8 protein-coding genes and 4 pseudogenes are annotated in these 10,601 nt (G+C 62.0%); all 12 read left to right on the top strand.

Going from position 1 to position 10,601, the window contains the following annotated elements; genetic code table 11:
- The first annotated feature begins 483 nt into the window (after positions 1-483).
- Positions 484-1,443 carry an MBL fold metallo-hydrolase gene (locus EOA85_RS02860; protein ID WP_245485580.1) on the top strand — a complete coding sequence of 320 codons (960 nt, stop codon included), beginning with the start codon at positions 484-486 and terminating at the stop codon, positions 1,441-1,443.
- 51 nt (positions 1,444-1,494) lie between these two features.
- Positions 1,495-1,710: a (2Fe-2S)-binding protein gene (locus EOA85_RS02855; RefSeq protein ID WP_127208288.1), complete on the top strand. Its 216-nt coding sequence runs from the start codon at positions 1,495-1,497 to the stop codon at positions 1,708-1,710.
- A gap of 463 nt (positions 1,711-2,173) precedes the next feature.
- Positions 2,174-2,362 (top strand): hypothetical protein, encoded by a 189-nt coding sequence (locus tag EOA85_RS02850; protein ID WP_127208287.1) that lies wholly within the window; start codon positions 2,174-2,176, stop codon positions 2,360-2,362.
- Positions 2,363-2,438: 76 nt separating this feature from the next.
- Positions 2,439-3,692: a cytochrome b N-terminal domain-containing protein gene (locus EOA85_RS02845; RefSeq protein WP_127208286.1), complete on the top strand. Its 1,254-nt coding sequence runs from the start codon at positions 2,439-2,441 to the stop codon at positions 3,690-3,692.
- Positions 3,693-3,749: 57 nt separating this feature from the next.
- A pseudogene (locus EOA85_RS02840) lies at positions 3,750-5,293 on the top strand (mechanosensitive ion channel family protein).
- Positions 5,290-6,214 (top strand): annotated as a pseudogene (locus EOA85_RS02835) (pirin family protein). The pseudogenes EOA85_RS02840 and EOA85_RS02835 overlap by 4 nt, the downstream one beginning before the upstream one ends.
- A 505-nt stretch (positions 6,215-6,719) precedes the next feature.
- Positions 6,720-6,887 carry a hypothetical protein gene (locus EOA85_RS37250; RefSeq protein ID WP_164759462.1) on the top strand — a complete coding sequence of 56 codons (168 nt, stop codon included), beginning with the start codon at positions 6,720-6,722 and terminating at the stop codon, positions 6,885-6,887.
- A gap of 60 nt (positions 6,888-6,947) precedes the next feature.
- Positions 6,948-7,043: pseudogene (locus tag EOA85_RS38580) on the top strand (NmrA family transcriptional regulator); the annotation flags it as partial.
- A gap of 334 nt (positions 7,044-7,377) precedes the next feature.
- Positions 7,378-7,884 (top strand): annotated as a pseudogene (locus EOA85_RS02825) (SDR family oxidoreductase); the annotation flags it as partial.
- A 431-nt stretch (positions 7,885-8,315) separates the two neighbouring features.
- A complete protein-coding gene (locus tag EOA85_RS02820) occupies positions 8,316-9,152 on the top strand; it encodes an alpha/beta hydrolase (RefSeq protein WP_127208284.1) in 837 nt (278 codons plus the stop codon).
- A 97-nt stretch (positions 9,153-9,249) separates the two neighbouring features.
- Positions 9,250-9,672: a cupin domain-containing protein gene (locus EOA85_RS02815; RefSeq protein WP_127208283.1), complete on the top strand. Its 423-nt coding sequence runs from the start codon at positions 9,250-9,252 to the stop codon at positions 9,670-9,672.
- A 92-nt stretch (positions 9,673-9,764) separates the two neighbouring features.
- Positions 9,765-9,953 (top strand): hypothetical protein, encoded by a 189-nt coding sequence (locus tag EOA85_RS38575; RefSeq protein ID WP_245485579.1) that lies wholly within the window; start codon positions 9,765-9,767, stop codon positions 9,951-9,953.
- Positions 9,954-10,601: the final 648 nt, after the last annotated feature.

Here is a 10,601-nt window from a genome sequence, read left to right as displayed (position 1 = left end):
TACTTGCGCCATTCACGCGGATTTCAGTAGTCCCGAAAGCGCCCATCCGTTCAGCTTCGGATCGAGCCGCTAGGGGTCACCTCCGTGACGGTTCGCCATACAATCGCCGGTGGTAAAGTTCTCGCTCGCCGCGCCCGCGGGCCGGCGGCAACTGACCTGGTCACCCTTGCACATGACTCTGTATAGACCGTCCTTAGCCGGTATGCGCGCCGGCACGGCTGCTTCGCGGTTTTGCAAGACCGATAATCACGGACGTATATATCGGCGTCTTCCGACTTTCGCGGGATATCACCCATGCTCGCAACGGGTCTGTCATAGACTTTCGCATCGGCTGACCGGTGCTTCCGTCCGATGGTGGCGCAGGCCGAGGCGGCGCAACTTTCCTCCGTAGACGCCAGGTGGCGGTCCATGGAGGCTTATGCCAGATCCACGGGCGCCAGCGGCGGAGGTGGCCGATACGGCCGTGGTCAGCAGGAGACAAACATGAGCCTGGACAACATTTCACACCCCTCGATCCAGCACTGCGCCGACAGCCTGAAGGCAAAGCGCGGCAACGGTCGACCGGAGCCCGAGCTGGTTCCGTCGCGCTACGCGCTGCAGGTCGGCGACATCGACGTGCTGATCGTCAGCGATGGAGTGCTGCCGATACCAGCCCCGGTCATGGCATACAACGTCGACCCGGCCGTCCGGGCAGCCTGGCTGGACGAGATGTTCCTGCCGCCGGACGTGCTCGAGTGGCCGCTGAACGTGGTCGTCGTGCGCAGCGGCGGCCGGACCATACTCGTCGACGCCGGGCTGGGCATGGACCCGGACTTGCACTTGCCGAGGGCCGGGCGGTTGGTCTCGCGACTGGAGGCCGCCGGCATCGATCTCGCATCCGTCACCGACGTGGTGCTCACCCATATGCACATGGACCATATCGGCGGGCTGCTCATCGACGGGGTGAAGGACCGGCTGCGTCCGGATCTGCGCATTCACGTGGCGGCCGCCGAGCTCAAGTTCTGGGAGGCGCCCGATTTCTCCCGCGCCTCCATGCCAACGGGGTTCCCGGATGCGCTTCGGCGGGCGGCCAAGCGGTTCGTGAACGAGTACCGCAGCCAGTTGCGGCCGTTTGAGACGGAGCACGAGGTGGCGCCGGGAGTGGTCGTCACGCTCACTGGCGGCCACACCCCCGGGCACAGCGTGGTTCGCCTGGCGTCCGGCGGCGACCGGCTGACCTTCGCCGGCGACGCCGTGTTCCAGGTCGGATTCGACCAACCCGACTGGCACAACGGCTTCGAACACGACCCCGACGAGGCGGCCCGCGTCCGCATCAATCTTTTGCGGGAGCTGGCGGCGACTCGCGAGCCGCTGGTGGCCACTCACCTGCCATTTCCGTCTATCTGCCATGTAGCGGTGGACGGCGATGTCTTTCGTTGCGTGCCGGCTGTCTGGGACTACTGATCCGCTTGTCGGGTCAGAGCTGTACCAGGTCGCGGTCGGGACTATCGCGCCATGATCGTCTGCTCATGCAATGTGTTGAGCGACCAGGATGTCCGCTCCGCCGTCGAGGCGGAGCGGACGCGCTCGATCAGCCAGGTCTATGGCTGTCTCGGCGGCAGCGTCCAGTGCGGCCGCTGCGCGCGCACCATCCGCCGCATCATTGACGAGGCGCTCGGCAGCGCCAGTGCGGCATCCTGCAACGGCCGCGCGCAGTCCTCGCAATCGTGACTCGGCCGCCGGCTTCCTGGAAATACCGACCGCCGGCCGTCCTTCATAGGTTCATCGACCAACTTGTCGATGTCGGAGTACTGCGCCGGCGGCGGTCCCCGCCGCTTGCGGCAAATGGCTTCGACAACCGCCAACCGCGGGCGCTGAAGGGTATCGCACCCACACTCACTCGTGCCCCGGGCGATTGCTCGTGGCCAAGGAAGGGACGGTCGATGTTCATGGAAGAGGCGCGCGAAGAGCAGTCGCGCCGCCCGGGGGCTGGATGCCGATCGGTCCACCCCACCCGCATGAGCGCTTCGCGAATTGTGAACGCGCGGTTGCGCCTCTACCGTCCGGCGCAGCCTTTCAATCAGGAGCTCATAGACCAACGTATCAGGCGCACGCGTCCTCGGCACGATAGTTCGCACACTAGAAGGGCTGGCATGCTTGGGTTCCTCAACAACCCGACCGAGGAGCATCGGAAATGACCCTGGAATTCGTTCTTTCGAAGATGCTGCAGATCCTCAAGAGGTTCTGGACCGTCGACACGGCGGCGCAGTCGGTTAGGCGCGGCGGCGGCGAAGGGTTTGTTCGCGCGACGGGCCGGCCGCTCTACTCACGCAACGGCGTCAGAGTCTCCATCTGCCCGAGAAGCGCTCGGAATCGCGAGTGAACGCGCTCGTCTGTGACGGGAGACAGCCGGTCAAACGGTCCTGACCAAGTCGATACTGAGAACTCGAGGTAACGCGATGAGCGGTGGACACTCGACCTATACGCCCAAGACGAGGATCGGACGCTGGTTCGACGCCCGGCTGCCACTACCGCGGATGGTGCATGATCAGTTCATCGCCTATCCAGTCCCGCGCAACCTGAACTACGCCTATTCGTTCGGCGGCATCCTCTCGATGATGCTGGCAACGCAGATCGTGACCGGCGTGGTGCTCGCCATGCACTATGCGGCCGACGCGACGCTGGCCTTCAACTCCGTCGACAAGATCATGCGCGACGTGAATTCCGGCTGGCTTTTGCGCTACCTGCATTCCAATGGTGCTTCGTTCTTCTTCATCGCGGTCTACATCCATGTTTCCCGCGGCCTCTATTACGGCTCCTACAAGGCGCCGCGCGAGCTGCTGTGGGTCCTCGGCTGCACCAACCTTCTGCTGATGATGGCGACAGCGTTCATGGGCTATGTGCTGCCCTGGGGGCAGATGTCGTTCTGGGGCGCGACCGTCATCACCGGCTTCTTCACGGCGATTCCGTTGGTGGGCGACTGGGTGCAGCAACTGCTGCTCGGCGGCTTCGCGGTCGACAATCCGACCCTCAACCGCTTCTTTGCGCTGCATTACCTGCTGCCCTTCATGCTGACGGGCGTCGTCATACTGCACATCTGCGCGCTTCACATCGTCGGACAGAACAATCCGGCAGGCATCGATGTGAGGTCGAAAACCGACGTCGTGGACTTCACGCCGCATGCCACGATGAAGGATGTGCTCGGGGCCGTGGTGTTCCTGCTCGCCTTTGCGTACTTCGTGTTCTACGTGCCGAACTATCTCGGGCACCCCGACAACCATACCGCCGCCGATCCGCTGAAGACGCCGGCTCATATCGTGCCGGAATGGTATTTTCTGCCCTTCTACGCGATCTTGCGCGCCGTCACTTTCAACGTCGGCCCGATCGACTCGAAGCTCGGCGGCGTGCTCGCTATGTTCGGCGCCATCGCCGTGTTGTTCTTCGTGCCCTGGCTGGATACGTCGAAGGTGCGCTCGGCCGTCTACCGGCCCTCGTACAGGCGGTTCTTCTGGCTGTTTGTCGCCAACGCGCTGTTTCTCGGGTGGCTGGGATCCAAGCCGGCGGAAGGCTGGTACATCCCCGCCATGCAGGCATCGACCCTCTACTACTTCGGATTCTTTCTCGTCGTCATGCCGCTGCTGGGCGTGATCGAGACGCCGCGCCGGCTGCCGAACTCGATAAGCGAAGCGATCCTGGAGAACGGCAAGGAATAACAAGGATCGCTTATCCGCTTCGATTGTATAAGGTTTTTCGTGGATCCGGGTCCGGTCATGAACTGGTGGAATTCTCCCCATCTTCACATGGTGTTGGTCGGTTTCACCGGAATCGTCGTTTGGCACGTCATTCCGCAGCGGCTCTCCACCACGAGGCTGATCGTCCAGATCGCATTCTTCCTCACTATGTCGGTCCTGCTGCTTGACGGAGCTGTGGTCCCCTACGAGCCGGCAACGGGCAATGAGACAACCGAGGGAGCAATCCTTGTCGGGGCCGCTAAGTTGCTCTGGTGGGTTCACCTCGCCTGGGCGCTGATCGGATTTGTCCGCATCTATCTCGTGTTCGAGCGAAAGCCGCGCGAGGCGCGCCTGCTGCAGGACCTCGTCGTGGGCGCAGTCTATGTGGGAATGCTGCTGTCCATTCTGGCATTCGTCTTCGGCGCACCGGTCGGAACGCTGATCGCCACTTCGGGCGTCTTCGCCATCATACTCGGACTGGCGCTCCAGAACACGCTGAGCGACGTCTTCTCGGGCATCGCGCTCAACCTCGGCCGTCCTTATGTGCTTGGCGACTGGATCGTTCTCAGCGACGGCACCGAAGGCCGCGTTGTCGAGACCAACTGGCGGTCTACCCACCTGCTCACCTTGGCCCACAACGTCGTGGCGCTGCCGAACAGCTTTCTCGCGAAACTCGGGCTGACCAATGTCAGCAGCCCCGAGGAGAGCCACGGACTGTCCGTCACGATAAGATTGGCTCCGACCAAGATGCCGGCGATCGTCGCGGACGTCATGAACGCGGCCTTGCAAAGCAGCAACATGATACTGAAGGAGCCACCACCGGCGGTCGCTATCAAAGGTCTGGATGCGACAGCGATCGAAGTCGATCTGTTTTTTCGCGTCGAAGATGTTGCCCAGCGAATTCCGGCGACGAACGAAATCTTCGATCTTGTCTATCGTCATTCCAAGTCCGCGGGTTTGCTGCTGGCGACGCCGCCCTCCTCCTCGATTCTCATGAGTGACCTGCCCAGCGAAGACACGGCGAATCTACCGCAAGTCACGCCGATCAAGCTTATAGATGCGATACCGATATTCTCGGCATTGAAGGACGACGAAAAAGAAGCCCTCGCGGCAACGGTTACGGTGCGGACTATCGCAAGGGCGACATCATAGTGCGACAGGGAGAGATGCTGCCGTCTCTCATGATCGTTCGAGCGGGCATCATTGTTCGAGAACACGGCGATGACGCCCATCCGCAGGAGGTCGGGCACCTCGCTCCCGGCGATTTTTTTGGAGAGACGGGTCTGCTAGCCGGCATCGGCGAGACCTCGACATTGCGCGCAATGAACCACGTCGTGGTTTACGAGATTGACCAGCAAAGCTTCGCGCCTCTGCTCCTCGACCGGCCCGAAATGGCCGAAGATCTTGCAGCGGTGCTATCGGCCAGGATGTCGTCCTCCGACCCGAGCGACATCGCCGGACAACTGCACACGAGCTCGAAATTTGCGCTGCTCAAAGCCATGCACACGGTTTTTTCACGCCGTTCCGTTCCGGCCCGTTTGAACGTCAACGGACAGAGCGCACAAGAAGGAATAAAGCCATGACCATCCGACACGCCGGCGTCGTAGACACCGTCGTTCTGCCGGTGTCCAGTGAACACGGGAGCGGTTTCAAGGTACGGCGCATATTGCCCTCCAAGCATCGACGAATGGTCGGCCCTTTTGTCCTCTTCGAACAGATGGGCCCCGCGGTGTTCAATACGGGCCAGGGTTTTGACACTGGATCGCATCCCCATATCGGTCTCGCGGCCGTGACCTACCTGATCGACGGGGAGATCGTTCACCGGGACAGTCTTGGGTAAGGCGCAGGCCCTTCGCCCCGGTGAAGTCAGCTGGATGACGGCCGGTTCGGGGATCGTCCATTCGGAGCGGACGTCGCTGGAGGCTCTAGCATCCGGCAGCAATTTTTTCGGCATTCAGGCCTGGGTCGCCCTTCCTTGCAAGGATGAGGAAGTCGCCGCCGATTTTGCCCATTATAATGAACTGGAGATACCGAGGACGTGTGCCAGGAGCGTGGAGTTCACCTTGATCACAGGAACCTCGAACGGATTGACCTCGCCCGTCAAAACCTTCTCTGACATGGTGTTCGCCGAAATCGTGCTCACCGGTGCACGATACCAGATCAAGCCCGGTCACCACGAGCGGGCGGTGTATGTCGTCGCCGGCGAAGTTGAGATCGTCGGCCGGACGGGCTCGTTCCGCGAGGCCGAATTGATACTGCTCGAACCCGGCGCCGAAATCGTGCTTAAGGCGCCGGCCTTTCATTCAGCCCGGCTGATGCTGATGGGAGGCGAGCCCTTTTCCGAACCGCGGCACGTCTACTGGAACTTCGTCTCCTCCTGCGCTGAACGGATCGAGCGGGCCAAGACCGATTGGCGTGAACGCCGCTTCCCTGGAGTGCCCGGAGAGCATGATTTCGTGCCCCTGCCGGAGGATCTAGACCAGGCCGCAGATCGCTCGCCCTGATCTGCCCTTGGGCAGGCCGCATGGGGGGTGACGGCGGAACGTACATGCCGGCCGGCCGCCGCACAAAGCATGGAGGTGGACGGAACTTCGCCTGTTCGAGGGTATGCGGCGGCAGCCGATGCCGCATTACCGCGGCATCGAGCGGATCCGGGTCATGGTGTCCTCGTCGAGTCGTCGTAACTGGCTTCTGAGAACAGCGTCAACGACGCGTGCAGTTTGCAGGCGTCGGTATCGCCGAAGACGGTGCGGGCGCTGAAGTGGACCAGCTGGACGCCAGTTGGCGGCGCGACCAAAACCTCCCAGCTCCTGTGTCGGCCCCTCCTTACCCCGGGTGCGTTCGAATATGCCGAGCTAACCCTCGGCCGACCGGCTAGAGCGGTCACTCCTGAAGTGCAGCGGTCCTAGACCTTCGGATCATCCGACCGAGCAGTGCGTCGAATATTTTCGCGCGCCAAGAGGGCGCATTCTCCTGGGCATCGAACGACCGCCGCACAGGAGCAAAAACGTGCAGAAGATCATAAGAGCTCTGGTCCTTGTTTATGCATTCTGCGTGTCGGACGGCGCGACGCCGCAGGCCGCGCCCCTCGCCGTCGGCGGGTCGCCGGCGCTGATCGTCTCGCATCCCGGCGCGGTCGCCTCGCTTATCGAGCTAGCCGCCGTATCGGCGCAGTGACGAATCGGGCCGCCTCGCGCGGGCTGCGTTCGACAAGTGCAAGCCTCAGGAGACATCGACATGAAAATCATGGTCATTGGCGGCACTCGGTACATCCGGTCAGCGACCGTCGAGAGGTTGCGTCAGGAGGGGCACGACGTCGTGGCGGCGTTGCCGCAACGGCGTGCGCTCACAACAGTGGCACCTCGTGATCCCGGCCATGCTGGCAGACCTCTTCGGGAATTCCTCGAAAACACCGCCTCCGTCCTGCGCCATCTATGGCGACATCATTGGCTCGGCCTACTACGGCACCGCCTCGGTGGTCATGGGGTCCGGGGCCAAGCGAGCGGCGGCTGCGAAGACAGTGTCGCTTGAGCCGACCCCTTCGGCTAGCGGTCGGGCGAGCCGCCGAGGCGCCGGTCTCTCATTGACGAATGCAGGACCGGCACGGTGAGGACCCGTCGGAAGTGTTCCGTGCAGATCTTTTCGAAGTCAGAAACAGGAGAATGCTATGAAAATCGTGGTTATTGGCGGCACCGGCCTCATCGGCTCGAAGACCGTCGAGAGATTGCGCAAGAAGGGCCATGACGTTATCGCGGCGTCGCCGAACTCAGGCGTCAACACCATCACTGGCGAGGGCCTGGCCGAGGCTCTCGCGGGAGCGCAGATCGTCATCGACCTGGCGAATTCGCCCTCGTTCGAAGACAAGGCCGTCCTTGAGTTCTTCGAGACCTCCGGCAGAAACCTGCTTGCTGCGGGAAAGGCGGCCGGCGTGAAGCACCACATCGCGCTCTCGATCGTGGGCGCCGAGCGCCTGCCAAAGAGCGGCTACATGCGCGCCAAGATGGCCCAGGAAAAGCTGATCCGGGATTCCGGCATCCCTTACACCATCGTTCACTCAACGCAGTTCTTCGAGTTCCTGGGCGGCATCGCCCAGGGCGGAACGGTGGGCGACATTGCAACCGTTTCGTCCGCGTATTTCCAGCCGATCGCCTCCGAAGATGTCGCCGACATCATGACCGACGTGGCGCTCTCGGCGCCGGTCAACGGGGTGATCGAGATCGCCGGGCCCGAGCCTTTCCGCATGAACGAACTGGTCGCGCGGTTTCTTCAGATCGCCAACGATCCCAGGAAAGTGATCGGCGATCCCCATGCGCTCTACTTCGGCACCGAGCTGGATAATCCCTCGCTCGTCCCCGGTGTAGGCGCCCGAATCGGTTCAAAATCATTCGAAGACTGGATCGAACACGCCCCGCCGCGGCGAAGCGGCGTTGCGGCGTAACGGCACCCTCTGAAGAGCTGCCCTTCGCGCCACCGGCAAGTCGCCGAGCCGTTCTCCTCGGCGCCGTCCCCGCGAACGTCGCAACCGGCCCGCCCAAATTAACGCTCGCGCAAGAGGCAGCCGACCAAGCGCCTAACTTGCGTAGCTCACAGCAAGGATCAAGCAACATGAGCACCATCACCACCCAGGACGGCACTGAGATCTACTACAAGGACTGGGGTCCGAAGGACGCCCAACCGGTCGTCTTCCACCATGGCTGGCCGCTCAGCGCCGACGACTGGGACACGCAGATGCTTTTCTTCGTCAGCCAAGGATATCGCACCATCGCCCATGACCGGCGTGGACACGGCCGCTCCACACAGGTCAGCGACGGCCACGACATGGATCACTACGCCGCCGATGCTGCCGCCGTGGTTGAGCATCTCGACCTGAGCAATGCCATCCACATCGGTCACTCCACCGGGGGCGGCGAAGCCGCTCATTATGTCGCGCAGCATGGCCAGCCTCAGGGTCGGGTTGCGAAGCTCGTGCTGATCGGCGCGGTTCCGCCCCTCCTGGTGAAGACACCTGCCAATCCGGGCGGCGTGCCGATGGAAGTGTTCGACGAAGGGCGCAAGGCACTCGCCGCCGACCGGGCACAATACTATCTCGATTTCGCGAGCGGTCCCTTTTACAGCTTCAACCGGCCGGGTGCGAAACCAATTTCGGGCGTCATTCAGAACTGGTGGCGGCAGGCCATGATGGGCAGCGCCAAGGCGCAGTTTGACGGCATCAAGGCCTTTTCGGAAACCGATTTCACCAACGACCTCAAGATCATCGACGTGCCGACACTGGTCATGCACGGCACGGACGATCAGATCGTGCCCATTGCCGGTTCCGCGCCGCTATCCGCAAAGCTTCTAAAGAACGGCACGCTCAAGATCTATGAGGGCTTTCCGCACGGAATGTGTACCACCCATGCCGATGTGGTGAACGCCGAGTTGCTCACCTTCATTAGGTTCTAGGCTCACGCCGTGCCCTCAGGCGAGAGCCCGATCGCCGGCCGTCCTCCCCTCCGGCCGGCGATCCCCCCCGATCTCAACCGCACCAGGAGCCAGACAAATGATCAGGACCATACTCTACAGCACCGCTGCTATCGCCGCGTTCATCGCCACCGCCGCGCTGGCCGACAATACGGCTAGCGCTTTCAAGAACGTGAAGCTCGTTTATGATCATCCGCTTCCGAACGTGCCCGGCAAGAGCATGAGAGGTGTGCTCGTCGAATATGAGCCAGGCGGCAACTCGCCCGCGCACCTCCATCCCAAATCTGCCTTCATCTACGCCACGGTTCTCGAAGGCGCGATCAAGAGCAAGGTGAATGATGGACCTGAAGTCACCTATCGCGCCGGCGAAAGCTGGTCGGAGTTTCCCGGTGACCGTCATGCCGTCAGCGCCAACGCCAGTGCGACCGAACCCGCCCGGCTGCTGGCCGTGTTCGTCGTCGACACCGGCGACACGGAGCTCGTGCTGCCCTTCGAAGAGTAAGATCGGGATTTCATCGTCCTGCTGAACGGGAAAACCGCCGCCCGAAGCATTGACGAGCTCGGCGGCACGGCATGCAACCAAGGACGGCGGCAATGCTCATCGACAAACTGCATGCCTTCACATCGCCGCGCCTCGCCGTGATCGACGTCAATGCGACGGTGCAAGCGGCCGCGCTTTCGCTTTCCAGGCCCGGCGGCCGCGCCGCGGCGCTAGGTTTCGCCGTGCAAGGTGCGAAGGTTCTCGTCACCGGGCGCCGCCCGACAATTCTGGACGGCGCCTAGCACCCTAACATCAGGGGCCTCCCGCTCAAACGGCGCGGCATTCCCCACGACATGGCCAGGTGGATCGTTCATCTCGCCGATCCGGAATCGCGTTGGGCGACCAGGTGATCGCCGTCGACGGAGGGCCTGGGCCCCAATTGATGGCCTGCCCTCCGAAGGTCAGGTGGCTACGGCGAGTCCACGCCGGCAGCGCCGACTATACCTGATGCAAATTCCAATGCTTTGGCAAAATCTGTCTGATACTTACCGCGCCAATACAATCTTTAGTATTAGTCGGTATATATTTATAAACTATCGAAATCAACGAGTTTTATAAGTAAAATTTCCGCACCTGGCAAATAGATCTCGGCATCCAGACTCGAGCCACGAAGCCAAAACGCGGAGAGTACGAATGAGGAATAGACCCACCCTGATCTCGATACCCTTGGGAATCGGAGCCGGCCTGATCTTCACGGTCCCGTCCATCATCCCGCGGATAACATTGGCGGCACCCCCTTCCACAACGGCACCCCCTCCCACCGTCGACGTCATGCAAATCCATCGGAACGTGTCCAGGACAGCGTTGCCGTCCTTCGACGACGAATATCAACGATACATCGGCATTCTTGACGTCCTCAGACTGTATCCCGAGCCTTGAATGTCCAAGCC

The sequence above is a fragment of the Mesorhizobium sp. M5C.F.Ca.IN.020.29.1.1 genome, assembly GCF_003997375.1.
Taxonomy (GTDB): Bacteria; Pseudomonadota; Alphaproteobacteria; order Rhizobiales; family Rhizobiaceae; genus Mesorhizobium; species Mesorhizobium wenxiniae.
This window is presented reverse-complemented; position numbering and strand designations above follow the sequence as displayed.

Bases quoted from the DNA above. Each gene is read 5' to 3' on its own strand.
- EOA85_RS02850 (WP_127208287.1), top strand. From the start codon at position 2,174: ATGACCCTGGAATTCGTTCTTTCGAAGATGCTGCAGATCCTCAAGAGG.
- EOA85_RS02820 (WP_127208284.1), top strand. From the start codon at position 8,316: ATGAGCACCATCACCACCCAGGACGGCACTGAGATCTACTACAAGGAC.
- EOA85_RS02860 (WP_245485580.1), top strand. From the start codon at position 484: ATGAGCCTGGACAACATTTCACACCCCTCGATCCAGCACTGCGCCGAC.
- EOA85_RS02845 (WP_127208286.1), top strand. From the start codon at position 2,439: ATGAGCGGTGGACACTCGACCTATACGCCCAAGACGAGGATCGGACGC.
- EOA85_RS02815 (WP_127208283.1), top strand. From the start codon at position 9,250: ATGATCAGGACCATACTCTACAGCACCGCTGCTATCGCCGCGTTCATC.
- EOA85_RS02855 (WP_127208288.1), top strand. From the start codon at position 1,495: ATGATCGTCTGCTCATGCAATGTGTTGAGCGACCAGGATGTCCGCTCC.
- EOA85_RS38575 (WP_245485579.1), top strand. From the start codon at position 9,765: ATGCTCATCGACAAACTGCATGCCTTCACATCGCCGCGCCTCGCCGTG.